Here is a 26,764-nt window from a genome sequence, read left to right on the forward strand (position 1 = left end):
TAAATTTGTTATGTCATCACCAATTATCGTTGCTGTTGATTTTGCTAATGTTAAATCAGCATGGAATTTTATTGATCGGGTTGAACCGAAAGATTGTCGTTTGAAAATAGGTAAAGAGTTATTTACTCATGCCGGTCCTGATTTTATCAAGCAGGTCATGAATAAAGGCTTTGACATTTTTTTAGATCTTAAATTTCATGATATTCCAAATACCGTTGCCAAAGCTGTAGCTTCAGCGGCTGATTTAGGTGTGTGGATGACAAATATTCATGCAAGTGGTGGTTCTCGAATGATGGAAGCCGCAAAAGATGCACTTTACCCTTATGGCAAAGAGGCTCCGATTTTAATAGCGGTAACAGTATTAACTAGTATGGAGTCTTCCGATCTTCAAGAAATCGGTATTAATATTTCTCCGTTAGAGCAAGCAACAAGATTAGCCTTGCTTGCTAAAAATTGCGGACTTGATGGTGTTGTGTGTTCCGCGAAAGAAGTACAAAGTTTTCGAACTCGTTTAGGTGGTGATTTTAAATTAGTTACGCCAGGCATTAGGCCTGCAGGTTCGCACCCTGATGATCAGCGTCGAATTATGACGCCACAACGTGCACAAGCTGCCGGTTCTGATTATTTAGTAATTGGGAGACCGATTACGCAAGCAGAAGATCCAAAAGCAGCTTTACAAGCTATTTTATCCACACTTGATGTAACCAAAGGTTAATTAAATATGTCTAATAATCCGCTTGTTTATTCGACCGATCTTGGTCGGATTAAACCAACAGAGCAAACTATTGTACGTCCAAAAGGTGATGGTATTATTCGAATTCAACGACAAACGTCGGGTCGTAAAGGAAAGGGAGTTTGTGTTATTTCTGGATTTGATATTGATGATACCCAATTATTACATTTAGCGACTGAATTAAAAAAGCGTTGTGGTTGCGGAGGATCTTTAAAAGGAGGGGTTATTGAAATTCAGGGCGATAAACGTGATTTATTAAAATCATTGCTTGAAGATAAAGGATTTAAAGTTAAATTAGTAGGTGGATAAACCTATTGCTGATAAGCGATGCGACCATGGTTGAAGTGGTCGTATCGCTAAACTAAAGTTAGTTTGATCTGTAAGTACGCATTTTTTTACTGATTTCTCGGCGCTCTTTAGAAATTTCTGCATTTTTTATAATGTAATCATCAACACGATCATCATAATCACTTTTCATATTTGCAATAACCGCCTGAAGTTCATCGTAAGTCATATCTGGTTTAATATAATCACTTAAATTTTCAAGTAATAATACGCGTTTTTGGTTATCTCGAATTTTTTTCTCGTTGTCTGATATTTCGCGTTTTAATTTATTTAAACGACGAGATAAACGAATGTACTCTAGTACATCTTGAAATGATGATGCGGTTGCTTTTTCCTTGTCCATCTATAACCCCTTATGTCTAAAAATGGAAAAATAAACTGTGACTAATTATATACCAATAAATTTTTAGATCATATTAAATATATCTTCATATTACATTGTTTAGCATCTAGATTAAATGTTATTTTATATAGTTATTATGTTTAATCTTTCCATTAAGCTCAATATTATGTTAAGTCAAAATCTGTTGCGATTGAAAAGAGTCTGTTATGCCTCATTTTTACTTGCCTACATATCAGCCATTAATGCACAATTTAATTTTACTTGTTTTAATAGTTTTATGTGTGTGGCTATAAGCCTAGTTTTTCCCAAATTTCGTCGATATGAGCAATGACTTTAGGATCTTTTTTGATGATTTTTCCCCATTCACGAGTTGTTTCACCAGGCCATTTATTCGTAGCATCTAATCCCATTTTAGATCCCAATCCTGAAACCGGAGAAGCAAAATCTAAATAGTCGATCGGTGTATTGTCGATAAAAGTTGTATCGCGATGTGGATCCATACGTGTTGATATAGCCCATATCACATCTTTCCAATCCCTTGCATTAATATCATCATCACAGACAATCACAAATTTTGTATACATAAATTGGCGTAGGTAAGACCATACACCTAGCATGACTCTTTTAGCATGACCTGGGTATTGCTTTTTAATTGTGACAACCGCTATGCGGTATGAACATCCTTCCGGTGGTAAATAAAAATCAACAATTTCTGGAAACTGTTTTTGAAGTATAGGGATAAAAACTTCATTTAATGCTAACCCCATAACCGCAGGTTCATCTGGTGGTCTACCAGTGTAAGTTGAATGATAAATAGCATCTTTACGATGAGTTAGATGTGTGACAGTAAAGACCGGAAATTGTTCAATTTCATTGTAATAACCAGTGTGATCACCGTATGGCCCTTCTGGTGCTAACTCGCTTGGATCGATGTAACCTTCAAGAATTATTTCCGCAGTTACAGGTACTTCTAAATCATTTGATAATGCTTTAACCACCTCGGTGCGACTGCCTCGTAATAATCCAGCAAAGGCATATTCCGGTAGTGTATCTGGCACAGGCGTTACAGCCGCTAAAATTGTTGCAGGATCAGCACCAATAGCTACGCTAACGGGGAATTTTTTATTAGGGTGAGCTTGTTGCCACTCTGCGAAATCAAGAGCTCCTCCACGATGTGATAGCCAACGCATGATTAGCTTATTTTTATCTAATAGTTGTAAGCGATAAATTCCTATATTTTGGCGATCTTTATATGGACCTTTCGTGATAGTTAGCCCCCAAGATAGCAATGGTGCCACATCTTCAGGCCAACAGTGCATAATGGGTAATTGTGTTAAATCAACTTGCTCACCTTTGAATATGACTTCTTGGCAAGGTGCTGATGAACGGTGTTTAACAGGCATATTCAATACTTGTTTATATTTGGGTAAAACATTAAAAAATTGCCGTATACCTTTTGGTGGTTCTGGCTCACGTAAGAAAGCTAAGAGTTCGCCTATTTCCCGTAATTCTGCGGTATCTTCTCGCCCCATTGCCATTGCAACACGTTTTGCCGTACCAAATAAATTGCATAAAACCGGCATATTATAACCAATAGGGTTTTCAAATAATAAAGCGGGACCTTCAGATCGTAATACTCGATCTGCTATTTCGGTCATTTCAAGATAGGGATTAATAGGATAAGTAATTCTTTTTAATTCACCTTGCTGTTCAAGATAATTTAAAAAATCACGAAAGTTTAAAAAGTTCATTATCGGTTACTCTCTATTTAAAACTTATCTTGTTTTATTTAACTAAAAAGATAACTTTAAATTTTTATAAAATTAATGTATTAATTGATGTCGACTAGTCTGCATCAACGTTTTCACTGTAAATGGGTACTAATTTATTATTATTACATTCAACAATCTTTGGTAGTAAAATTTGAAATTGTGTCTGATCAATTTCAGTAAATTTGTTTTGATCAACTTGATAAAAAAGGAATTTATTATCTTGATCTTCAAACTCGAAAGATGCAATCCAATAATTTCTATCATTGTTATTTTCATTAGCAAAGATTTTAATAATGCTATTTTCACGTAAATCAGGTTGGTTATGTAATTGGTACTCAATTATATTTTCGGCAATTTGGGAGTCTTTTTCATCAAAAATAACGTACTCACTTCCATTCGTTTTACATTTATTAATGCTTATCTCTGCATGGCTACTTGTTATAGAAAATAATAAACCGATTAAGTTAATAATAGTTTTTTTTAAATTCATTTTTTTTGTTCCTTAATTAATTTTAATCATACTGGCTATTTGGTTAATCGCATCACGATTATTGGGTGATAATGTAAGATTGGCAGCATCATCAATTATTAGCCATTGATAAGCTAGATGTTCAGTTAGTATTGGTGTTATCTCATGTGAAAGCAGTAAGTAAAACCAATGTTCTGTATTCATTTTAACTTTCGGAGCATATTTATGTCTAAATTGTGGAAAAATCTCAAACTCAATGGTATGTTTAGCGTCAATTAACTCAAGATTTTGTCCGATAATGTCAATATTTGTTTCTTCTAAAACTTCACGAATTGCCGCATTGAATGGCAATTCGTTAATTTCTATACTGCCTGTGACTGATTGCCAAAAATTAGGATCATCTTGGCGTTGTAGCATTAGGCAGCGGTTGGTTGTTTTGCAGTAAATTACCACTAGCACTGATTCAGGATTTTTGAATTTTTGCATCAAAATTTTGTTACTTTTTACTTACTTCTATCCCTAGCTCTACCAACGCAGTTGGGTTTGCAAGGCTTGGTGCATCAGTAAGTAAACAAGTTGCTGCTGTAGTTTTAGGAAATGCTATCACATCGCGGATGTTATCCGTTCCAGTTAATAACATACTTAATCGATCTAATCCAAAAGCTAAGCCAGCATGCGGTGGTGTACCATATTTTAATGCATCAAGTAAAAAGCCAAATTTTTCACGTTGATCGTGCTCATTAATTCCTAAAATTGAGAATACAGCTTGTTGCATTTCACTACGGTGAATACGGACAGAACCACCGCCCACTTCATAACCATTTATGACCATGTCATAAGCATTAGCGACGGCATTTTCAGGGTTTTTAAGCAATTCTTCAGGGGTATAATCTTTGGGTGATGTAAATGGATGATGCATTGCACTTAAGCCTTCATCTGTTTCTTCAAACATTGGGAAGTCAATTACCCAAAGTACCGCCCATTTATTTTCATCAGTTAGTCTTAAATCTTTACCCACTTTTAATCGTAATGCACCTAATGCATCGCTAACGACTTTATAACTATCAGCTCCAAACAGTAAAATATCACCATCTTTGGCATTGGCACGGTTAAGTAATGCTTCCATTTGTGATGTATTAAAGAATTTAGCAATAGGACTTTGTATGCCTTCTAAACCTTTACTGCGTTCATTGACTTTGAGCCAAGCCATTCCTTTTGCACCGTAAACAGAAATGAACTGGGTATATTCATCTAACTGTTTACGCGTTAATTGAGCACCATTTGGTACACAAAGTAAAGCTACACGACCTTTGGGATCATTGGCTGGTGTTGAAAACACTTTAAAATCGACATCTTTAACCAAATCAGCCACATCAATAATTTCAAGTGGATTACGTAAATCTGGTTTATCGCTACCAAAGCGACGCATCGCTTCGGTAAAAGTCATAACTGGAAATTTGCCTAAATCCACATTTTTCACATGTAACCAGAGCTCACGAATCATTTTCTCCATAACATCCCGTACTTGCTCTGCTGTCATAAATGAAGTTTCAACATCGATTTGCGTAAATTCAGGCTGACGATCGGCTCGTAAATCTTCATCGCGAAAACATTTTACAATTTGATAATAACGGTCAAATCCTGACATCATTAAAAGTTGTTTAAATAATTGTGGCGATTGTGGTAGTGCATAGAACTCACCCTTATGAATTCGACTTGGAACCAAGTAATCTCGTGCGCCCTCAGGGGTTGCTTTGGTTAACATAGGCGTCTCGATATCTAAAAAACCATGTTCGTTCATAAACGAACGAACAAATGTGGTAATTTTAGCTCGCGTTTTAAAGATCATTGCCATTTCAGGGCGACGCAAGTCAATATAACGATATTTTAGACGTTGCTCTTCACTGTTGTTTTGATTGAAATCAAGAGGCAAAACATCGCTACGGTTAAATATTGTCAATTCAGTTGCCAAAATTTCAATCTCTCCGGTTGCCATATCTTTATTGATTTGACCCTCCGGACGGGATCTTACTTTACCTTTAATTTGGATACAAAATTCATTACGAAGTTCTCCTGCAAGTTGGAATGCTTGTTGATAATCTGGATCGAAAAAAACTTGCACAATACCTTCACGATCACGCATATCAATAAAGATCATTCCACCTAAGTCTCGGCGCTTGTTGACCCAACCACATAATGTTACTTCTTGATTAACATGAGAAGCTGTTAACTGACCACAATAAATCGAGCGCATAAAATATCCTGTTTAAATATCAATCTATAAAAATTAGTGAGTATTATAAAACAAATAAAGACCTTATAAAGGCATTTGTTGAGTTTTATTCTTTATTATTAAAATGTGGTTCAAAAAAATTCATTAAAAACGAAAAAAGTTGATATACATAACATTTAATTTTTTATTATCAACGTGTTAATTTATTGGTTGTGAGATGTGATTAGTTTATAATGGCGAAAGGGTAATGTATTGCTTTGTCTAGCTTTGATTTATAATCTTAATTTCTTGGCACATTATTAGGTCAAGTTTTTGCTATAATGCACTTTATCTTTTAACAAGTATAATACTTTATGCAAGAGCTTACAGATAAAGAATTGCTACGTTATGATAGGCAAATTACACTACATGGCTTTGATGTTGAAAAACAGCAGATACTAAAAAGCAGTTCAGTATTAATTATTGGATTAGGTGGTCTTGGTTGTGCTGCGTCCTTATATTTAGCTGCCTCAGGAGTGGGAAAATTAACTTTATTGGATTTTGATATTGTGTCAAAATCAAACTTAAATAGGCAAGTTTTATATACTGAAAAGTCAATTAATCATTATAAAGTGGATGAAGCAAAACTTGCGCTATGTAAAATTAATAATGATATTGTCATTGAATCCATTAATCAACAACTTGATGATAGTGATCTTATTTCGCTTATAAAACAGCATAATATTGTGATTGATTGTACGGATAATTTAATCACTCGTGAGCAAATTAATCGTTGTTGTTTTCAGTCCAAAACGCCATTGGTTTCGGGGTCGGCTATTCGGATGGAAGGGTTATTGACTGTCTTTACTTATCAACAAGACGAGCCATGTTATTACTGCTTAAGTCGCTTGTTCGGTAATGATCAGTTAACTTGTATTGAAGCTGGAGTATTGGCGCCACTAGTTGGTATGTTTGGTTCCATGCAAGCATTAGAAGCAATAAAGGTATTAACTCATTATGGTGTTCCTTTAGTGAGAAGGTTGCTTATTGTTGATGTAATGACGATGCAATTTAACCAAGTTACATTTCCAAAACAACCTAATTGTTATGTATGTGCTAGTAATATAAATCAGATAAAATAATGAAAATTAATCGTATCATTTTAGCACCTATGGAAGGTGTGCTTGATTATCATGTTAGGCAAATTTTAACTGAAATTAATGAATTTGATTATTGTGTTACTGAATTTATTCGGGTTACCCATCATAAATTATCAAATCAAACTTTTTATCGTTTTTGTCCTGAACTTTATCATGGCGGCAAAACTATATCAGGTACACCAGTTCGTATTCAGCTTTTAGGGCAATCACCGCAATGGATGGCAGAAAATGCAGCGAAAGCGATTGAGTTGGGATCTTACGGTGTTGATATCAATTTTGGTTGTCCTGCTAAAACTGTAGTTGGAAGCCAAGGCGGTGCGTATTTATTGCAATACCCTGAACAAATTTTTAATATTGTCAGTCAAGTTCGACAAGCTATTGCAGCTACTGACACATTATCTGTGAAAATTCGGTTAGGTTGGGATGATAAATCGTATTGTTATGAAATAGCTAATGCTATTCAACTAGCTGGCGCAAATGAAATTGTTATTCATGGTAGAACTAAAATAGATGGTTACAGATCCGATAAAATTGATTGGCAAACGATAGGTAAAATTAAAAAAAAACTGAATATTCCTGTTATTGCTAATGGTGAAATTTTTTCGATTGATAATGCTCAAAGTTGCATAACCCAGAGCTTAACTACTGATATTATGCTTGGTCGTGGAATACTCAATACTCCTAATTTAGCCAATGTAATTCGTTTCAGACAGTTAGCATTACCTTGGAATCAGGTTATGCAAATTCTAATTCGTTATGCAACAACACCTATTGATGACGCCAAACCTTTGTACCACTCAGCACGAATTAAGCAATGGCTTGCTTATCTTCGACAGCAGTATCCTCAAGCTTTGGCGCTTTTACAAAGTATTCGAATTTTTAAAACACAAAAAGAAGTTTCTGATTTTTTAATTTCCTTCAGTAATAATGATATGAATTAAAAGATATCTAAAAAAATAGAATAAATTTTATTATTGAGATGTATAAAGTTGTCCTAATGCAATTAAATTAAGGGTTAATTTAAAAAATTAATTGTCCACTCTTTTTTATGTTTATGATTTTTTCTTTCAAAAATTTTATCATTGACAATAATTAAGACAATAAGGCTGGCTATTATTCAATAGGCATAAAAGATAATATAACAAAGGGTTATCCATAATTAAAAGCAGACTATCTTGTTAGTGAGTATATAATTTATTGCATAACTTTGTTATAGTGTACAAGTTGTAAGTTTTTTATAAAATAGAGAGGCAGGAATGATGCTTGGTAAGCGACAATCGGATACAACATTAGAATGGTTTTTATCTCATTGCCATATTCATAAATATCCAGCAAAAAGCACCCTTATTCATCAAGGCGAAAAAGCAGAGACTCTCTATTATATTGTTAAAGGTTCAGTTGCAGTTTTAATCAAGGATGATGAAGGCAATGAAATGATCCTGTCATATTTAAATCAAGGACAATTTTTAGGTGAAATCGGACTTTTTGAAGAAGGTACCGAGCGAAGCGCTTGGGTTAAAGCCAAAATAAGTTGTGAAGTAGCTGAAATATCTTACAAAAAATTTAAACAACTTGTGCAAGTTAATCCCGATATTTTAATGCGATTGGCTAGCCAAATGGCAAGTAGATTACAAGTTACATCTGAAAAAGTAAGTAATTTGGCGTTTTTAGACGTGGCAGGACGTATTGCTCAAACCTTATTAAATCTTGCCAAACAACCTGATGCCATGACACACCCTGATGGCATGCAAATCAAAATTACTCGTCAAGAAATAGGTCAAATTGTTGGTTGTTCTCGCGAAACCGTTGGACGTATTTTAAAAATGTTGGAAGACCAACATCTTATTTCTGCACATGGTAAAACGATTGTAGTTTACGGCACACGTTAATTATACGATTACTAGAGCTTAGTCATAAAATGATTGTTACGATATGAGATATAACATGACACAAGAAAGATGTATTCCTAGTCATGTGGCTATAATTATGGATGGAAATGGTCGCTGGGCAAAGCAACGAAATCAGTTACGTGTGGTCGGTCATCGCGCCGGCTTGAAAGCTGTGCGTAAAATTGTTATGCATGCTGCAAGTATAGGCGTAAAAGTATTGACTTTATATGCATTTAGTAGCGAAAACTGGAAACGTTCTTCAAGCGAAGTTTCAGCACTGATTTCACTTTTTATTTATGCGTTAAATCGAGAAATGAAAACGTTAAATAAAAATAATATTCGTTTAAATATTATAGGTGATATTTCACGTTTTAATGATCAGCTTCAAACGATGATTATTAATTCCGAAGCATTGACTAAAAATAATTCGGGACTTGTATTGAATATTGCAGCAAACTATGGCGGACGCTGGGATATATTGCATTCTGCTAAAAATATTGCAAAGCAGGTTATGCAAGGTGAATTAATGGTAGATGAAATTACGGAAGATCGATTTGGTTTGGAAATGTGTATGAGTGACCAGCCTGAGGTAGATCTTGTTATTCGTACGGGTGGTGAATATCGTATTAGTAATTTTTTATTATGGCAAATTGCTTATGCAGAACTTTATTTTACTGATGTTTTGTGGCCTGATTTCAATCAGGTATTATTTGATGAAGCAATTAATGAATTTAATACCAGAGAACGACGCTTTGGTGGTATTTTAGTAGAGGAATAATAATTATGTTAATTCACCGTATATTTGCAGCTATTGTACTTATACCTTTAGTGATTCTAGCGCTTTTTTTAGCTCCATTATCCATATTTGTTTTTATAATGATTGTTGTATGTGGATTAGCCGGTTGGGAATGGGCACAGTTTTTTGGTATTATTAATAAACAAACAAAATTATGTTTCGCATTAGCTGTCGTTCTATTATTGAATTTACTTTATTTGGCTCCGATATCTACAGAAGTAAAATTGAAATTATATAGTGTATTATTATTACTCTCCATTGTTTGGTGGTTAGTTGCACTAGCTTTGGTGGCTAGTTATCCTCGTATTGCTAAATATTGGAGAAGCTCTTTAATTGCCAAGTTATTATTTGCTTTTTTTACAATAGTTCCCTTCTTTATTGGTATGATTGAGCTAAGAGCGATTGATTACACTATTAATTCTTATACAGGTGCATTTTGGCTTCTTTATGTTTTTGCTTTGGTTTGGGCAACAGATACGGGGGCATATTTTGTTGGGCGTAGTTTTGGAAAACGAAAATTAGCTGCTAAAGTATCTCCAAGTAAAACTATTGAAGGTTTTATAGGGGGAGTTAGTGTTGCCATTGTAATCAGTTTTATTGCATATCTTTCAGGCATATTTAAGATCAATTTTGTTATTTTTTTGATTAGTTCTATGTTTGCAATTTTTGCTTCGGTCCTTGGTGATTTAACAGAAAGTATGTTTAAACGAGAAGCCGGCATAAAAGATAGTGGGAACTTGATTCCAGGTCATGGCGGTATTTTAGATCGGATAGATAGCTTGACTGCTGCAGTTCCAATTTTTGCTACTTTTTCTTTATATTTATTGTAAAAAGGTTATAAATTTTGCTTTGGTCGCTGTTGTTATTTCTTATTACAATCAGTATATTAGTTACTGTGCATGAATTTGGGCATTTTTTTATTGCACGGTTATGTGGTGTACGTGTTGAGTGTTTTTCTATAGGCTTTGGTAAAAAGTTGTGGTCACATAAGTTTTCAAGTGGAACAGAATTTGTAATTGCTATGATTCCACTAGGCGGTTATGTTAAAATGCTCGATAAAAATGTAAAAGCAGTATCGGTAGAATATAAAAAATTTGCTTATGATGAAAAGAAAATCTGGCAAAGAGCTGCAATTATATTTGCTGGTCCTTTAGCTAATTTTGTATTAGCATTTATTCTTTATTGGATTATTTTTTTGATGGGCATAGTAACTTATCCTGTCAAAATCGAAGGTACGATACCGAATACACCTGCGGCAATGATTAATATTCCTGCTGGTGTAGAATTAAAAAAAATAAATAATATTGATATTGAAAGTTGGAATGATGTGAATTTAGTACTGATATCTCTTCTTGGGAAAGATAGTATCTCTCTTTCATATTTAGAAGATGTTGGTAATAATAACCGAAAAGAAATCAAAAAAAATGTTGATATAAGTCATTGGCATTTTGATGTTGAAAAAGAATCTGCGATTAAAACATTTGGATTTATACCTAAAACATTGGAAATTTATCCAATTGTGAGTAGAATTATATCAGGATCGGTGGCTGAGAAGGCTGGATTGCAAATAGGTGACAAAATTATAAGCTATGATGGTCGCCCCTATGAAAATTGGGATGATTTTGCAGCTACAATAAAAAAGGGTAAACAAATAAGATTAAAAGTTGAGCGAGAAAATGAGATCCTTGATTTTGATCTTAAACCGGCAATTCAAAAAAATGGCGAAGGTATAGTGGGACTATATCCAACCTCAACTGCTGTACTTAAGCAGTATGGCTTTTTAGACGGATTTAGTAAAGGAATTGAACAAGCAGTGTTGACAATTCGGTTAACTGCACGTTCTCTTTATCAGTTGGTAACAGGTGTTATTGGTCTAAATCAATTATCAGGACCAATAACTATAGCAAAAAGCGCAGGGCAAACAGCAAGTTATGGTTTTACACCTTACTTATATTTTCTAGCTTTTATTAGTATAAGTTTAGGTGTTATCAATCTTGTTCCATTACCCATGTTAGATGGCGGGCACCTTATTTTTCTATTATTTGAAAAAATAAATGGTAAAGCGCTATCCAATAAAGCAAAGGAGCAATTTTTTCGTATTGGATTTGTTTTATTAATGGTAATAATGGGAATTGCACTATTTAATGATTTTTTACGATTGTGATGGGATGGGGTTATAAACATTTACAATGAAAATAAATAAATTACTTATAGCATCTTTGCTGTTCAGTTCTACAGCAGTATATAGTTCCAATGCCTTTTGTGCTGAAGAATTTGTTGTGCGAGATATTCAATTTGATGGCTTGCAGCGAGTTACTGAAGGGGCTGCTTTACTTGATATGCCAATTCAAGTTGGTGATTATGTGAGCGATTCAGATCTGGGACACATCATCAAATCACTTTATTCTAGTGGAAACTTTGACAATATCACTGTTTCTAGAGATGGCGATCGTTTAATCGTTCATGTTCAAGAACGCCCAACAATAGCTAGCATTAATTTTTCAGGCAATAAAGCAATTAAAGATGACATGCTTAAAAAGAATTTAGACAGTTCAGGTATTCGAGAAGGTGATGCATTAGATCGCACTATGCTTTCTGTAATAGAAAAAGGCTTGGAAGATTTTTATTATAGTGTGGGTAAATATAATGCTCAGGTTAAGGCTGTTATAACACCATTGTCTCGTAACCGAGTTGATTTAAAAATAGTAGTAGCTGAGGGGAAATCAGCTTTAATTGATCAGATTAATATAGTTGGCGCTAAAGCTTTTTCTCCAGAAGAACTTGTTTCCCGTTTTTCATTGCGAGATGAGGTTCCGTGGTGGAATATGTTTGGTGATCGAAAGTATCAAAAACAAAAATTAGCAGCTGATTTAGATGAATTACAAAGCTTTTATTTAAATCGCGGCTATGCTCGTTTCAATATTGAATCAACGCAAGTTAGCTTAACCCCTGATAAAAAAGGTATATATGTTACTATAAATATTCATGAAGGAGAGCAATATAAGCTATCTAATTTAGACTTTAGAGGTAATTTTGCAGGGCATAAAGAAGCAATTGCCAAAATAGCTAACGAACGTATTTCAATTGGTGAACTTTATAATGGTCAAAAAATAACTGAAATTGAAGATAAGGTTAAACAGCTACTTGCAAATTATGGTTATGCTTATCCACGCATTAATGTTCAACCTGAAATGGATGATTCCGCACATACTGTTAAATTAGTCGTAATGGTTGATGTAGGAAAACGCTATTATGTTCGTAATATCAATATTGATGGAAACACCGTGACAAGTGAAGGTGTTGTGCGCCGGGAGCTTCGCCAAATGGAGGGCGCTTGGTTAAGCAATGGATTAGTTGAGTTAGGGAAAGAACGTATAAGCCGATTAGGTTTTTTTGATACTGTTGAGGTAAGTACAGAACGTGTTCCCGGTGTAGAAGATCAGGTTGATGTAACTTATAAAGTGGTTGAACGCAATACTGGTAGCATTAAACTGGGTATTGGGATTGGTTCTGATAGTGGATTAAGCTTTAATGCGGGGATATCACAAGATAACTGGTTAGGAACCGGTAATAGTGTGTCATTTGATGTTAATACGACAAATACTGATAAGACAGCTTCAATATCAATTTTGAACCCATATTTCACCGTTGATGGGGTAAGTTTAGGAGGAAGCTTATATTATAATACTTACAAAGCAGATGATGACGATGACGAATCTGTTTATTCAAGTAAAGTATGGGGCGTTTCAGCAAGTTTAGGCTTCCCACTTAGTGAAAATAACTTTATTCGATTTGGTACTGAATTTACTAATCATAAATTATCTGATATGCGCGCTCAGTACGGTATGTGGCGCTACTTTGATTCAATGGGCGAAAATATGCAAGACAAACGCTCAATGACTTATAATGCGAATGATTTATTGTTAAATGCTTATTGGACTTATAATTCTCTTAATAGAGGTTATTTCCCAACATCAGGTCTAAAAATAACAGCAAATGCTAAAATAACTGCCCCATTATTTGATAATCGATTCTATAAAATTGTTACTGATGCATCATATTATTATCCAATTGATTCAGACCATAACTGGGTATTTCTAGCGCGTGGTCGCTTGGGATATGGTAATGGGTTTGGAGGTAAACAATTGCCATTTTATGAGAATTTTTATGCTGGTGGCTCAACAGTTCTTCGTGGCTTTAAATCCAATACTGTAGGTCCTAAAGCCATTTACTTTAACAATGAAGGCTGTGATGGACTGAATAATACGCTAAAATGTACAGAGTCTAAGGATGCAGTAGGTGGTAATGCATTAGCATTTACAAGTGTAGAATTGATTGTTCCAACCCCATTTGTGAGTGAGAAATATGCTAATAGTATTCGCACATCGTTCTTTGTGGATGCAGGTACTGTTTGGGATTCTGAATGGAAGCTAAAAGGTAATAATATGCCAGATTATAGCTCTCCTTCTGATATTCGTGTATCAGCTGGTATTGCTGTTCAATGGATGTCACCATTAGGACCATTGGTCTTTTCTTATGCTCAACCGCTTAAGAAATTTGATGGTGATTCAGCTCAACAATTTCAGTTTAATATAGGTTCAACGTGGTAATATACGCGTTGTATAAATAAAAATACAAATAGGTGAAAAAAGTGAAAAAAATTATATCAATTCTTGGTATTAGTGCTACGTTCTTCTTTACAGGTATCGCAAATGCAGAAGTAAAAATAGGCGTTATAGATGTAATGTCTATATTACAACGCATGCCACAACGAGAAGCAGTAGGTAAAGCATTAGATAAAGAATTTGATGCAAAAATTAAATCATTACAAGATGTTGAATCTAAGGCTAAAAATGCAAGTGCACGCTTGAAAAAAGAAGGTCAAACGTTATCTGCGTCTGAAAAAAGTAAATTAAATAAAACAATTTCTGATTTTGAAAGTAAAGCTAAAGCGTTTTCAAATGAATATCGTAAACGTGAATCTGAAGAGGCAGAAAAGTTATTAGCTAAAATTCAAGAAGCAGTTAAAGATATCGTTGCAACAGAAAAATATGATCTTATTTTAAAAGCAGAAGCCGCTTTATCTGCTTCAGATTCTGTTGATATTACAGAAAAAGTGTTGGAAAAGGTCAAAAATTAATGTTGGCTTTTCGTTTAGAGCAACTAGCTAAGCATCTTGATGCAAAATTACATGGTGATGGTAATTTAACTATCACCGGTATAGCGTCAATGAAAAATGCAGTACCTGGGCAAATTACTTTTTTGTCCGACAAAAAGTTACGGAATAATTTATTGGATTGTAAAGCTTCTGCTGTAGTCTTAACAGAAGAAAATCTTAGACATTGGCATGGTGCAGCTTTAATAGTTACAAATCCTTATCTCTCTTACGCTAAATTAGCTCAATTTCTCGATACTACGCCAAATCCAGCTAAAGATATCGCTCCTTCATCAGTAATTGATCCAACGGCACAATTGGGCAAAAATGTCTCAGTAGGAGCTAATGCTGTTATTGAAAGCGGTGTGGTATTAGGTGATGAATGTATCATCGGAGCTGGTTGTTTTATAGGTAAAAATACCATAATAGGTAAAGGTACAAAATTATGGGCAAATGTTTCTATTTATCATAACTGTATAATTGGTGAAAATTGCTTAATACAATCAGGAACAGTTATTGGTGCTGATGGTTTTGGTTATGCAAATGATAAAGGTAAATGGATAAAAATTCCTCAACTTGGTCGAGTTGTTATTGGCAATAATGTTGAAATTGGAGCATCAACAACAATTGATCGCGGTGCACTTGATGATACGGTTATTGGTAATGGAGTTATTATCGATAATCAGTGTCAAATTGCACATAATGATATAATAGGTGATCATACAGCTATTGCTGGTGGCGTGATTATGGCTGGAAGCTTAACTATTGGTCGCCATTGTTTAATTGGTGGTGCAAGCGTTCTTAATGGTCATATGGAGATTTGCGATCAAGTCACTGTAACTGGTATGGGTATGGTAATGCGTCCAATAACTAAACCAGGCGTTTACTCATCAGGTATTCCTTTACAAGAAAATAAAGTATGGAGAAAAACTGCTTCTTTAGTTTTACATATTGATGAAATAAATAAACGCTTGAAATCACTTGAGAAGAAACTATTAAATGTCTCGACGTAAACGGTTTCGGTCGGTATAATGCCTGCCTATTTTATAAATTTTTTAGCTCAATTATCACTTTTAATGTAATTAAGAGCAGAATATTCAAAAATTCCGAGGTATAAAGATGCAAGTTTCGTTAGAAACAACACAAGGTGTAGGTCGACGTTTGTCAATTGCAATTAAGGCCGATGAGATTAAAAAAGCTATTGATAAAGAATTAATTAATACTGCAAAGAAAGTTCGTATAGACGGTTTCCGTAAAGGAAAAGTACCTTTGAAAATTGTTGAACAACGTTATGGTGCTTCTATTTTGCAAGATGCATTAAGCGATTTAATGCAACGAAACTTTATTGAAGCAATTATCCAAGAAAAATTGAATCCTGCAGGTGCGCCGACTTATATTCCAACCGAATATAAAAATGGTGAAGACTATACTTTTACTGTTGAATTTGAAGTTTATCCGGAAGTTGAAGTTAAAGATCTAGATAAAATTGAAATTGAAAAGCCAGTTGCAGAAGTAGTTGATGCAGATATTGAAACAATGATTGAAACGCTACGTAAACAACAAGGAACTTGGAAAGAAGTTGACCAAGATGCTAAAGAACAATTCCGTGTTACTTTAGATTTTGTTGGTAAAGTTGATGGTGAAGAATTTGAGGGCGGTAAAGCTAATGATTTTGTATTAGTATTAGGCCAAGGTCGAATGATTCCAGGTTTTGAGGATGCAATTATTGGACATAAAGTTGGTGATAAGTTTGATATCAATGTTACTTTCCCTGAAGATTACCACTCAGAAAATTTGAAAGGTAAACCAGCCGTTTTTGCTGCAACACTTAAGAAAATTGAAGAACTTGAACTTCCTGAACTTACCAAAGAGGTTATCAAACGTTTTGGTATTGCTGATGGTACTGTTGAAAGTTTACGAGCAGAAGTTCGTAAGAACATGACTCGTGAGCTTAATGCAACAATTCGTAATAAAATTAAAACACAAGTTATTGATGGTTTAGTTAAACATAATGAGATTGATGTTCCAACAGCATTAATTGAACGTGAAGTTGATGTCTTGCGTAAGCAGGCTTTATCACGTTTTGGTGGCAACATGAAGCAACCAGTCGAATTACCAAAAGAATTGTTTGAAGTTGAAGCGAAGAGACGTGTTAGTATTGGTTTATTATTCAGTGAAATTATAGAGAAAAATAAGCTTAAAGCGGATGATTCTCGAGTTCAGTCATTAATTGATGAAATTGCGACAGCTTATGAAGATCCCAAAGAAGTTATAGAATATTATCGTAACGATAAGAAAGCGATGGATAATATTCGTTCTGTAGCTTTAGAAGATCAAGTTGTTGATCTATTATTAACCAGTGCAAAAGTAACAGATAAAAAATATTCTTTTTCTGAATTAATGAATCAGCAAGTAGCATAATTATTAGCTGTTTAATTTAATCTAAATAAGATCACTATAAAGCCCAAATAAGGAATATCTGTTTGGGCTATTTTGTTTAAATAGGAGATAAAAATGTCTTTAGAACCATACATGAGTGTTATCCCAATGGTTGTTGAGCAGAGTTCTCGTGGTGAGCGAGCTTATGATATTTATTCAAGGTTATTAAAAGAGCGCATTATTTTCTTAACTGGTCAGGTCGAAGATAATATGGCTAACCTTGTTATCGCTCAAATGCTATTTTTAGAAGCTGAAAATCCAGAAAAAGATATTTATTTATATATTAACTCACCTGGTGGTGTAGTGACAGCAGGTATGGCTATTTATGACACAATGCAATTTATTAAGCCAGATGTAAGTACAATTTGTCTTGGTCAGGCTTGTTCAATGGGTTCCTTACTTTTAACTGCTGGAACTAAAGGGAAGCGTTATTGTTTGCCTAATGCTCGTGTAATGATTCATCAACCATTAGGTGGTTTTCAAGGACAGGCTTCTGATATTCAAATTCATGCTCAAGAAATTTTACAGGTTAAAAGTCGATTAAATAATATTTTATCGTTACATACAGGACAAGATATTAGTGTAATTGAAAAAGATACTGATCGTGATAATTTTATGTCTGCTGAAAAAGCAGTTGAATATGGCTTGGTTGATGCCATATATAACAAACGATCTTAAAAATATAGGTAGGTGGTAAAAGTGAATAAAGAAAGTTCAGAAAAATTACTCTATTGTACTTTTTGTGGTAAAAGTGAACATGAAGTTCGTAAACTGATTGCTGGACCAGCATCTATATATATCTGTAACGAATGTGTCGGATTATGTAATGATATTTTAAAAGAAGAAACAAAAAGCTTTCTTTCACATGAAGAGTTCATCAATAAGCCATTGCCAACACCACATGAAATTCGAGCACATCTTGATGAATATGTTATTGGTCAAGATTATGCAAAGAAAGTTTTATCTGTTGCTGTTTATAATCACTATAAGCGTTTACGTAATTATACTAGCAGTAAGGATGTCGAGTTAGGTAAGAGTAATATTTTATTAATTGGTCCTACTGGTAGCGGTAAAACATTATTGGCAGAGACATTAGCTCGGTTTTTAGATGTACCTTTTGCAATGACTGATGCCACAACATTAACTGAAGCGGGTTACGTTGGTGAAGATGTTGAAAATATTATTCAGAAATTACTGCAAAATTGTGATTATGATGTGGAAAAAGCGCAACGTGGGATTATTTATGTCGATGAAATCGATAAAATAACTCGAAAATCAGATAATCCATCTATTACAAGAGATGTATCAGGAGAAGGTGTTCAACAGGCTTTGTTAAAGATTATTGAAGGAACTATTGCTTCAGTTCCCCCTAAAGGCGGTCGTAAACACCCTCAACAAGAATTTTTACAAGTTGATACCTCAAAAATTCTTTTTATTTGCGGTGGTGCTTTTAGTGGGTTAGACAAGGTAATTGAAAATCGTGTTTCAACTAATACTGGAATAGGTTTTGGTGCTGAAGTAAAAAGTACTAAACAAAGGGCTTCTGAATCTGAATTATTAGCTAAGATAGCAGCTGAAGACTTAGTTAAATTTGGATTAATTCCAGAATTTATTGGTCGGCTACCTGTTATTGGTACTCTTTCTGAATTGGACAAGGAAGCATTAATTAGTATTTTAACTGAGCCTAAAAATGCTTTAACTAAGCAATATCAAGCATTATTTGAACTGGATGGTGTTGATCTTGAGTTTTCTAAAGAATCATTAGATGCTATAGCAATAAAAGCGATGAAACGTAAAACTGGTGCACGAGGTTTACGTTCAATAGTAGAAAATATTTTACTTGATACTATGTATGATTTACCTTCAATGAACAGTATTAAACAAGTCGTTGTTGAACAAGATACAGTAGAAAAATCTCAAGCACCAAAATTAGTCTATCGTAATGATACAGAACTTACTGGTTAGATACCTCTACTTGCTGCTATTTTGTTAGCAGTAAGTAAAGAATAAATAATGAAATTTAACATTAAAATTCTGAATGATTTTATCAACCATGTTTTAAGGATAATACATATTATAAACAATAAAAAATAGGCTTGAATACCTTAAAACGATCCCAATATCTATCAAATGGGGTTGTACTACTAGAGAGAAAAAAATGAAAACAAAACAAACTAAACAAATGATTATGCCTATTTTACCATTACGCGATGTTGTCGTGTTCCCTCATATGGTAATTCCTCTCTTTGTCGGACGAAATAAATCAATACGTTGCCTTGAAAGTGCAATGGAAATGGATAAACAAGTCTTTCTTGTGACACAAAAAAACCCATCTCAAGATGACCCTGATGTTGATGATTTATATGAAATCGGCACTGTGGCTAATATTTTGCAATTACTTCAATTACCAGACGGAACTGTGAAAGTTTTAGTTGAAGGGGTTGAGCGTGCTAAAATTTTGGATATTGTTGAACAAGATGAAGATGATTTTTTAATAGCAAATATTAAACCTCTTAGAGAAAAGAAAAATCCAGAGGATTTAAATGAAGCATTAATTCGTGTAGTGCTATCTAATTTCGAAGAATATTCAAAACTTAATAAAAAAATTACCCAAGAAGTAGTTGATTCCATTAGATTAATTAAAGAACCTTCACAATTATCTGATTCGATTGCTGCAACTTTATTTTTGAAGGTTGAACAAAAGCAGCAAATTTTAATAACAGCTGATCTTGAAAAACGGTTTGAATTGCTTATTGCAATGATGGAAGCTGAGATCGATTTGTTACAAGTTGAAAAAAATATTCGGCAACGTGTTAAACAACAAATGGAAAAAGCACAGAAAGAATATTATCTTAACGAACAAATCAAAGCAATTCATAAAGAGTTAGGTGATATAGATAATAAACCTGATGAATATGAAGAATTAAAAAATAAAATTACTAAAGCAAAAATGCCTCAAGAAGCAACAGATAAAGCCTTGGCAGAACTAAATAAATTGAGAATGATGCCAGCAATGTCAGCTGAGGCAACTGTTGTGCGTGGTTATATAGATTGGATGATACAAGTGCCTTGGTATAAGCGTAGTAAAGTCAAGAAAAGTATAGAAGGTGCAAAAAAAGTATTAGATAAAGATCATTATGGCCTTGAAAGAGTAAAAGACCGGATTTTAGAGTACTTAGCAGTACAAGGTCGAGTAAATAAAGTTAAAGGTCCAATTTTATGTTTAGTTGGACCTCCAGGTGTTGGTAAAACTTCACTTGGTCAATCAATTGCTAAAGCAACAGGCCGCCAATATGTTCGAATGGCGTTAGGGGGAGTACGTGATGAAGCTGAAATTCGTGGGCACAGACGTACATATATTGGTTCTATGCCGGGAAAATTAATTCAACGAATGGTTAAAGTCGGGGTTAAAAATCCATTATTCTTATTAGATGAAATTGACAAAATGGCATCTGATATGCGAGGGGATCCCGCATCAGCTTTATTAGAAGTACTTGATCCTGAGCAAAATAATGCTTTTAGTGATCACTATTTAGAAGTTGATTACGATTTATCCGATGTAATGTTTGTTGCTACAGCAAATTCAATGAATATTCCTGCGCCATTATTGGATCGTATGGAGGTTATTCGCCTTTCTGGTTATACAGAAGATGAAAAGTTGAATATTGCCAAACAGCATTTAATTACAAAACAACTTGAAAATAACGGTTTGAAGCAAAAAGAAATTAGTATTGAAGATTCTGCTATTATCGGCATTATTCGTTACTATACTCGAGAAGCAGGGGTTCGAAGCTTAGAGAGAGAAATTGCAAAAATTTGTCGTAAAGTTGTTAAACAATTAGCTTTGGATAATAAGTTGAAAAAAGTGATAATTACTCAAGATAATCTTAAAGATTACTTAGGTGTGCAGCGCTTTGATTATGGTAAAACAAATAATGAAAATCGTATTGGAGAAGTGGTTGGCCTTGCTTGGACAGAAGTAGGTGGAGACTTACTAACTATTGAATCTGCCAGTGTGCCAGGTAAAGGTAAATTAACTTATACAGGATCACTCGGTGATGTGATGCAAGAGTCTATTCAAACGGCATTAACTGTTGTACGGGCTCGTGCAGAAAAATTAGGTATAAATAGCGATTTTTACGAAAAACGTGATATCCATGTGCATGTACCTGATGGGGCAACTCCAAAAGACGGACCAAGTGCAGGTATTGCAATGTGTACTTCACTCATTTCAACGTTAACTGGTAATCCTGTTCGTTCTGATGTTGCTATGACTGGTGAGATAACATTACGTGGAGAAGTTTTACCAATAGGTGGGCTAAAAGAGAAGTTACTAGCTGCGCATCGAGGTGGAATTAAAATTGCACTTATTCCAATTGATAATATTAAAGATTTGGAAGAAATACCAGATAATGTTAAAGCAGAAATTGATATTCGTCCCGTCAAATGGATTGATGAGGTAATTACTATTGCTTTACAAAACAATCCATTTGGTATAGAGCCAGTAGCTGAAAAAGTATCATTAAAGCAAACTGCTAAAAAAACAATCAAAAAGGTAAAAAATAATGTTGGCGTATCTACTCGTTTAAATTGATTATTTTATTATAAAAAGATCAGCTTAATGTTGATCTTTTTTTATCCTTTAACATTCCTATAATAGCCAATTTAGTTAAATATGCTATACTTGCGAAATTCAACTTTCTTTTTATGGAGAATCGCAAGAAATGATGGAAACAATCCGAAATGCGGCAAATAATATTGCTGTTAAAATTATTTTTGCAGTAATCATTATTAGTTTTATCTTTACCGGTGTCGGTTATTTAGGGTTTGGTGGTAGTTCACATGATGAACAGAAATATATTGCAAAAGTAGATGGTGAAGGAATTAGTCGAGCAGAGTTTGAAGCTCAAGCTAAAGCCCAAACCGCCAATGCAGGAGGAGATAGTGCTTTTATTAAGCAACTTCGCCGTAATATATTGTCTTATCAAGTAAATAATGCTCTAGTTTATAAATTGTCAAAGGAAGTTAATACTATTATTTCTAATGATCAAATAAAAAATTATATCAGAAAACAACCTGTCTTTTTTGAAAATGGTAAATTTAATAATAAAAAGTATTTAGATTTACTTTCTGCTAATAACTATACTCCAGATAAATATGCTGAATCTTTAAGAGCATTGCTACAACAACAACAATTGATTGGTGCGCTAGTTGACAGTAGTTTTGTATTACCAGTTGATTCTGAAATATCATTATTAAAAGATCAAACAAGAACAGTTTATGCTGCTACAATAAACTCTTCTATAGTTAGTATGAATGATGTGAAAATATCAACAGAAGATGAACAAAAATATTATGATGAACATCAGAATGAATTTTTTAGGAAGGAAAGGGTAAAATTTAAGTATATTGCTAATAATAAGGAAGATTATTTTGACTCAATCTCCGTTAGTGATGAAGAAGTAAAACGAGAGTTTAATAATAATATTAAAGATTACACATTCCCTGCCAAAAAAGCTTTTAGTGTCATTTTTACAGCTGATAATCAACAAGCCAATAATATTATAAAAGATCTTTCATCTGGCATTGATTTTACTGATGTCATAAAGAATATGAACCAAAGTAGTGAAATATCACCTTACGGTAAAAATGGTTCACTAGGTTGGTTTGCTGATGATGACTCTTTACCACAAGCATTTAAAGATGCCAATTTACACCGAATCGGCGAAATTTCAAAACCTATACAAGTTGAAAGTGGTTATCTAATTGTTAAATTAGATGATTTAAAAAAATCAAAAGTAACAGATTTTGATGATGTAAAAAATAAAATCAAAACTAAACTACAAAATGAAAAAGCAGAGAAAGCTTTCATAAATACAGAAAATAAGATTAAGTCTGCACTTAGTAACAATCCAAATGATTTAGAGGTAGTAGCTAAAGAAGTAGGATTAGAGCTAAAAGAATCAGACTGGACCTATTACAATAATAACGATTCTATTTTGCGTTATCCTGAAGTTAGAGATGTTGCGTTTAGTAATGAAATGGTTGCTAATGGGAAGGCAACAAATAAAGTTTCTGATATGATTCCTGTTGGAAACGATATTAATGTTAAAGATTTTGTAATACAAGTTATTGACTATAAATCTGATGGTATTGCTCAGTTTGCTGAAGTTCAAGATATCATCAATAAAAAGCTGTATGATGATATAGCTAAGAGCCGTTTTAAATCTACTGTAGATAGTTTTATGACTGAATTAAATGAAAAAGGGAAATCTGAACATATACAATTTACTCAAAATTATAATTTGAGTAGAGAATCTAAAGAATTTGATCCGAAAGTAGTTCGCATGGTTTTTGATTTGGTACCCTCAGCAACTAACAAGCGTGTTTATGGTGTTGAATATTTAGATTATAAGAATGCTTATATTATGGCATTAACAAAATTCAAAAATCCAGAATTAAAGAGAGATATTTCGTCTGAATTGCTCCCTTTCATTAATGAAAGCACTTATTACTTTTTAATCAATGATATTCGCTCTAAAGCTAAGATTGAAATTATGCCAGATGCTAATTTGTGATATATCTCGAATAATAAAGTAAAATTGGATGAAAAAGAAAAGCCACCTTGGTGGCTTTTCTCATTTTTCGCATATTTAAAATTTTTTTGCTTAATTAGGTGAGATAGTGATAAAGCAAATTTACTTGCGTAATTATTTTAGAGGTTAATTAAATGAAACTTTTTTCACTATTATTTATTTTTTTATTTAGTATTACTTTTTCATCTTTGAGTTTCGCTGATTCATCAGTTACAGAAACGATTAAACAAGAGTCTGTGAAACAAGAACAAAAACAAGTTATTCAGGTAAATGTTAACACTGCTACCGCTGAGGAGTTAACAAAAGCTCTAACAGGAATTGGTATTAACAAGGCTCGTAAGATTATTGAATATCGTGAAAAATTTGGTGCATTTGTATCAATTGAGCAACTTAAAGAGGTCTCCGGTATTGGTCAGGCTACATTGGACAAAAATGCTGGAAAAATAACATTATAATTTGATTATCCACCGATTATTTTCGGTGGATAATCAATATTAATTATCGATAGGATCAATATCAATATTCCATCTTACTTTTGATATTTCACTCCATTTTCCAATTTCGATAACGAGTTGATTTAATATTTTTTGCAACAATTGACGATTAGTATGTTGTAAAAGCAATTGCCAACGATTGTAGTCTGCTTTTTTAGGTTGATTGGCAGGAATAGGACCAAGCTGCCATAATTCTGGAGCACCATTTTCTTTTAGCCATTCATGAATTCGTTGTAAAAATGTAGGTGCATAGCAATTATTACGATCTGCTGCACGAATCAGTACTTGATAACTAAAAGGGGGTAATTGTGTTTGTTGCCGTTCTTGTAAAGTTGCATTAGCGAATGCTCGATAGCCTTTTGTTAATAATATATTAAGTAATGGATGATCCGGATGATATGTTTGTAAAATCACTTCTCCTGCTTTTGCTTCACGTCCGGCTCTTCCTGAAACTTGAGTGTAGAGTTGCGCAAATCGTTCAGTTGCTCGAAAATCACTTGAAAATAGAGCGCCATCAACATCAATAATTCCGACTAAAGTGACTTCCGGAAAATGGTGACCTTTGGCTAAAATTTGTGTTCCCACTAAAATATGAGCTCCACCTTGTTGAATATTATACAAATAATTGTTTAAAGCTCCTTTTTTACTTACTGTGTCACGATCAATACGGCTAATTTTGATATTAGGAAATAGAATTTCAAGCTGTTTTTCAAGTTGTTCAGTTCCTACGCCTATTGGTATTAAATGAGTTGATCCACATTTAGGGCATTGCTCAGGGACTGATCTCGGGGTATCACAATGATGACAACTTAATTTATGTTGCTTTTGATGATAAGTATAAGGATGTTCGCAACGGGGGCATTCAGCAATCCAACCACAGTCATGACAAAGTAATTGTGGTGAAAACCCTCGACGATTTAGAAATAACATTACTTGATTATTATTAGATAAATGTTTTTTTACTTGGTCAACTAAAGATTGTGATAGCCCAGCTATAAGCGGTAGTCCGCGAATATCTAAAATTGACTGCTTGGCAAGAGATGCATTACCTGCTCTTTCAGTAAGTTGTAATAATTGGTATTTATGATTTTGAGCATTTTTTAGTGTTTCAAGTGATGGTGTTGCTGAGCCTAATAAAATTGGAATATTTTCAATTTTAGCACGCATGATAGCTAAGTCTCGAGCATGATAACGCCATCCTTCTTGTTGTTTATAAGAGCTATCATGTTCTTCATCGATAATAATCATTCCCAAATTTTTGAATGGGCTAAAAAGTGAAGACCGAGTACCAACTATAATTGCATTTTCATCATTTTTACTTTGTAGCCAGACCCTAAGCCTTTCTTTGTCAGTTAAACCAGAATGCAAAATGTCTATAGGTGCGTTAAAACGTTGTTTAAAACGCTCAATCGTTTGTGGTGTTAGGCTAATTTCTGGTACGAGCACTAATGCTTGTTTGCCTGTTGATAATACATTAGCTAGGATATTTAAATAAACTTCCGTTTTTCCCGAGCCTGTTACTCCTTCTAATAAAAAAACACCAAATTGGTCAGTTTGTTCATTGATTGTATTAATTGCATAAGATTGCTCTTTGTTTAACTGAATTGGACTACAATTTACTGAGAAATTAATTTGCCATTTAACGCTATCAGGTCGGTAACTGATTTGTTGAATTAATTTTTTTTTATGTAATTCATAATAAATAGTTGCACCAAAATCATTTTCCTGCACAGTATTATTTTTTAAGGATGAAAGTAATAATTGTTGTTTGGGGGCACGTTTTAATAACGCTAAATCAAATTGTTGTCCCAATTCGGTTAATTGCCAATGTTTGATTTCATCTTTAGCCGCTTGGCGCCCCTGTCTCAATAAAGTTGGCATAGCGTGAAATAGTACTTCACCGATAGGATAATGATAATAGCTTGCTGCCCAATTTAATAGCTGCCATATTGAAGGTGTAAAAAGAGGAACAGTATCAATAATAGCGGTAATTTTTTTCAAATTTTTAATATCAAAATTAGTGTGTTGGTCAATACTAACAATAATGCCTATTGCATCTCGTTTTCCAAAAGGAACCTTTACCCGCATTCCGACTTCTGCAGGTGTCATTAATTGATAATCAAAAAGCTGGTAAAGTGGTAAAGGTAAAGCAATATGAGCGATAAACATTAAACTATCACAATATAACTAAAGAAAGCTATATTGTACGCAGTTTTTGCTTAACTCGCAAAGTGGCTGTTCCAATTAACTTTTTTAAATCTTTGTTGAAAATTTCTAATTGATTATTGAAAATTTATCTAATTAATAGAAAGGTGGTATCTACTTGTAAAATTTGTTATCTTGATTGTATGGATTGAATGA

General features: G+C 33.7%; 22 protein-coding genes and 1 pseudogene. 17 read left to right on the forward strand and 6 right to left on the reverse strand.

Annotated elements, in window-relative coordinates; all coding sequences use genetic code 11:
• The first annotated feature begins 10 nt into the window (after positions 1-10).
• Positions 11-715, forward strand: a complete 705-nt coding sequence (gene pyrF / locus A9G36_RS03620) for an orotidine-5'-phosphate decarboxylase (protein ID WP_065568558.1) — start codon at positions 11-13, stop codon at positions 713-715.
• Between the two features lie 6 nt (positions 716-721).
• A complete protein-coding gene (gene yciH, locus A9G36_RS03625) occupies positions 722-1,042 on the forward strand; it encodes a stress response translation initiation inhibitor YciH (RefSeq protein ID WP_034944472.1) in 321 nt (106 codons plus the stop codon).
• A gap of 58 nt (positions 1,043-1,100) precedes the next feature.
• Here yciH and tmaR read toward each other — a convergent pair whose 3' ends face one another.
• From tmaR to aspS, 5 genes are all read right to left on the reverse strand, one after another.
• Positions 1,101-1,421 (reverse strand): PTS system regulator TmaR, encoded by a 321-nt coding sequence (gene tmaR, locus A9G36_RS03630; protein WP_034944469.1) that lies wholly within the window; start codon positions 1,419-1,421, stop codon positions 1,101-1,103.
• 287 nt (positions 1,422-1,708) lie between these two features.
• Positions 1,709-3,172: a 4-hydroxy-3-polyprenylbenzoate decarboxylase gene (ubiD, locus tag A9G36_RS03635; RefSeq protein ID WP_065568559.1), complete on the reverse strand. Its 1,464-nt coding sequence runs from the start codon at positions 3,170-3,172 to the stop codon at positions 1,709-1,711.
• 94 nt (positions 3,173-3,266) lie between these two features.
• The gene (locus A9G36_RS03640) at positions 3,267-3,683 is read right to left on the reverse strand and encodes a hypothetical protein (protein WP_065568560.1); all 417 of its coding nucleotides are present in this window, start codon (positions 3,681-3,683) and stop codon (positions 3,267-3,269) included.
• A 12-nt stretch (positions 3,684-3,695) separates the two neighbouring features.
• Positions 3,696-4,148, reverse strand: a complete 453-nt coding sequence (gene nudB, locus A9G36_RS03645) for a dihydroneopterin triphosphate diphosphatase (protein WP_034944454.1) — start codon at positions 4,146-4,148, stop codon at positions 3,696-3,698.
• A 10-nt stretch (positions 4,149-4,158) separates the two neighbouring features.
• Positions 4,159-5,916 carry an aspartate--tRNA ligase gene (aspS, locus tag A9G36_RS03650; RefSeq protein WP_065585409.1) on the reverse strand — a complete coding sequence of 586 codons (1,758 nt, stop codon included), beginning with the start codon at positions 5,914-5,916 and terminating at the stop codon, positions 4,159-4,161.
• A 332-nt stretch (positions 5,917-6,248) separates the two neighbouring features.
• On the opposite strand from aspS, the gene A9G36_RS03655 reads away from it, so the two are divergent.
• From A9G36_RS03655 to A9G36_RS03725, 15 genes and pseudogenes are all read left to right on the forward strand, one after another.
• Entirely contained in the window at positions 6,249-7,016 is a 768-nt protein-coding gene (locus A9G36_RS03655) for a molybdopterin-synthase adenylyltransferase MoeB (protein WP_034944449.1), read from the forward strand.
• Positions 7,016-7,975 carry a tRNA dihydrouridine(16) synthase DusC gene (dusC, locus tag A9G36_RS03660; RefSeq protein ID WP_034944447.1) on the forward strand — a complete coding sequence of 320 codons (960 nt, stop codon included), beginning with the start codon at positions 7,016-7,018 and terminating at the stop codon, positions 7,973-7,975. Before A9G36_RS03655 ends, dusC begins: the two co-directional genes overlap by 1 nt.
• A 315-nt stretch (positions 7,976-8,290) precedes the next feature.
• Positions 8,291-8,923: a cAMP-activated global transcriptional regulator CRP gene (crp, locus tag A9G36_RS03665; RefSeq protein ID WP_034944444.1), complete on the forward strand. Its 633-nt coding sequence runs from the start codon at positions 8,291-8,293 to the stop codon at positions 8,921-8,923.
• Between the two features lie 55 nt (positions 8,924-8,978).
• A complete protein-coding gene (locus A9G36_RS03670) occupies positions 8,979-9,701 on the forward strand; it encodes an isoprenyl transferase (RefSeq protein ID WP_034944441.1) in 723 nt (240 codons plus the stop codon).
• A 5-nt stretch (positions 9,702-9,706) separates the two neighbouring features.
• The gene (locus tag A9G36_RS03675) at positions 9,707-10,549 is read left to right on the forward strand and encodes a phosphatidate cytidylyltransferase (RefSeq protein ID WP_065568562.1); all 843 of its coding nucleotides are present in this window, start codon (positions 9,707-9,709) and stop codon (positions 10,547-10,549) included.
• A gap of 14 nt (positions 10,550-10,563) precedes the next feature.
• Positions 10,564-11,883: an RIP metalloprotease RseP gene (rseP, locus tag A9G36_RS03680; RefSeq protein ID WP_176701011.1), complete on the forward strand. Its 1,320-nt coding sequence runs from the start codon at positions 10,564-10,566 to the stop codon at positions 11,881-11,883.
• Between the two features lie 25 nt (positions 11,884-11,908).
• Entirely contained in the window at positions 11,909-14,329 is a 2,421-nt protein-coding gene (gene bamA / locus A9G36_RS03685) for an outer membrane protein assembly factor BamA (RefSeq protein WP_034944427.1), read from the forward strand.
• Between the two features lie 41 nt (positions 14,330-14,370).
• Entirely contained in the window at positions 14,371-14,859 is a 489-nt protein-coding gene (locus A9G36_RS03690) for an OmpH family outer membrane protein (protein WP_065585411.1), read from the forward strand.
• Positions 14,859-15,887 (forward strand): UDP-3-O-(3-hydroxymyristoyl)glucosamine N-acyltransferase, encoded by a 1,029-nt coding sequence (gene lpxD, locus A9G36_RS03695; RefSeq protein ID WP_034944425.1) that lies wholly within the window; start codon positions 14,859-14,861, stop codon positions 15,885-15,887. The genes A9G36_RS03690 and lpxD overlap by 1 nt, the downstream gene beginning before the upstream one ends.
• Positions 15,888-15,993: 106 nt before the next feature.
• A complete protein-coding gene (tig, locus tag A9G36_RS03700; protein WP_065568565.1) occupies positions 15,994-17,295 on the forward strand; it encodes a trigger factor in 1,302 nt (433 codons plus the stop codon).
• Between the two features lie 93 nt (positions 17,296-17,388).
• Positions 17,389-17,991, forward strand: a complete 603-nt coding sequence (gene clpP / locus A9G36_RS03705) for an ATP-dependent Clp endopeptidase proteolytic subunit ClpP (protein WP_034944420.1) — start codon at positions 17,389-17,391, stop codon at positions 17,989-17,991.
• A gap of 12 nt (positions 17,992-18,003) precedes the next feature.
• Complete coding sequence (clpX, locus tag A9G36_RS03710; protein ID WP_065585412.1) at positions 18,004-19,278, forward strand: ATP-dependent protease ATP-binding subunit ClpX; 1,275 nt, start codon at positions 18,004-18,006, stop codon at positions 19,276-19,278.
• Between the two features lie 193 nt (positions 19,279-19,471).
• Positions 19,472-21,829: pseudogene (gene lon / locus A9G36_RS03715) on the forward strand (endopeptidase La); the annotation flags it as partial.
• Positions 21,830-22,037: 208 nt separating this feature from the next.
• Positions 22,038-23,891 (forward strand): SurA N-terminal domain-containing protein, encoded by a 1,854-nt coding sequence (locus A9G36_RS03720; protein WP_081295223.1) that lies wholly within the window; start codon positions 22,038-22,040, stop codon positions 23,889-23,891.
• A gap of 152 nt (positions 23,892-24,043) precedes the next feature.
• Positions 24,044-24,364 carry a ComEA family DNA-binding protein gene (locus A9G36_RS03725; RefSeq protein WP_065568567.1) on the forward strand — a complete coding sequence of 107 codons (321 nt, stop codon included), beginning with the start codon at positions 24,044-24,046 and terminating at the stop codon, positions 24,362-24,364.
• A 39-nt stretch (positions 24,365-24,403) separates the two neighbouring features.
• On the opposite strand, the gene priA is transcribed toward A9G36_RS03725, so the two are convergent.
• Positions 24,404-26,572, reverse strand: a complete 2,169-nt coding sequence (gene priA, locus A9G36_RS03730; RefSeq protein WP_065585413.1) for a primosomal protein N' — start codon at positions 26,570-26,572, stop codon at positions 24,404-24,406.
• Between the last annotated feature and the right edge of the window lie 192 nt (positions 26,573-26,764).

The organism is Gilliamella sp. Choc6-1, assembly GCF_001690385.1.
Taxonomy (GTDB): domain Bacteria; phylum Pseudomonadota; class Gammaproteobacteria; order Enterobacterales; family Orbaceae; genus Gilliamella; species Gilliamella apicola_A.

Coding starts and splice junctions, on each gene's coding strand:
- bamA (WP_034944427.1), top strand. CDS start 11,909: ATGAAAATAAATAAATTACTTATAGCATCTTTGCTGTTCAGTTCTACA.
- ubiD (WP_065568559.1), bottom strand. CDS start 3,172: ATGAACTTTTTAAACTTTCGTGATTTTTTAAATTATCTTGAACAGCAA.
- clpP (WP_034944420.1), top strand. CDS start 17,389: ATGTCTTTAGAACCATACATGAGTGTTATCCCAATGGTTGTTGAGCAG.
- pyrF (WP_065568558.1), top strand. CDS start 11: ATGTCATCACCAATTATCGTTGCTGTTGATTTTGCTAATGTTAAATCA.
- priA (WP_065585413.1), bottom strand. CDS start 26,572: ATGTTTATCGCTCATATTGCTTTACCTTTACCACTTTACCAGCTTTTT.
- lpxD (WP_034944425.1), top strand. CDS start 14,859: ATGTTGGCTTTTCGTTTAGAGCAACTAGCTAAGCATCTTGATGCAAAA.
- crp (WP_034944444.1), top strand. CDS start 8,291: ATGATGCTTGGTAAGCGACAATCGGATACAACATTAGAATGGTTTTTA.
- A9G36_RS03675 (WP_065568562.1), top strand. CDS start 9,707: ATGTTAATTCACCGTATATTTGCAGCTATTGTACTTATACCTTTAGTG.
- A9G36_RS03670 (WP_034944441.1), top strand. CDS start 8,979: ATGACACAAGAAAGATGTATTCCTAGTCATGTGGCTATAATTATGGAT.
- A9G36_RS03655 (WP_034944449.1), top strand. CDS start 6,249: ATGCAAGAGCTTACAGATAAAGAATTGCTACGTTATGATAGGCAAATT.
- A9G36_RS03725 (WP_065568567.1), top strand. CDS start 24,044: ATGAAACTTTTTTCACTATTATTTATTTTTTTATTTAGTATTACTTTT.
- tmaR (WP_034944469.1), bottom strand. CDS start 1,421: ATGGACAAGGAAAAAGCAACCGCATCATCATTTCAAGATGTACTAGAG.
- tig (WP_065568565.1), top strand. CDS start 15,994: ATGCAAGTTTCGTTAGAAACAACACAAGGTGTAGGTCGACGTTTGTCA.
- yciH (WP_034944472.1), top strand. CDS start 722: ATGTCTAATAATCCGCTTGTTTATTCGACCGATCTTGGTCGGATTAAA.
- nudB (WP_034944454.1), bottom strand. CDS start 4,148: ATGCAAAAATTCAAAAATCCTGAATCAGTGCTAGTGGTAATTTACTGC.
- dusC (WP_034944447.1), top strand. CDS start 7,016: ATGAAAATTAATCGTATCATTTTAGCACCTATGGAAGGTGTGCTTGAT.
- aspS (WP_065585409.1), bottom strand. CDS start 5,916: ATGCGCTCGATTTATTGTGGTCAGTTAACAGCTTCTCATGTTAATCAA.
- A9G36_RS03640 (WP_065568560.1), bottom strand. CDS start 3,683: ATGAATTTAAAAAAAACTATTATTAACTTAATCGGTTTATTATTTTCT.
- A9G36_RS03720 (WP_081295223.1), top strand. CDS start 22,038: ATGATGGAAACAATCCGAAATGCGGCAAATAATATTGCTGTTAAAATT.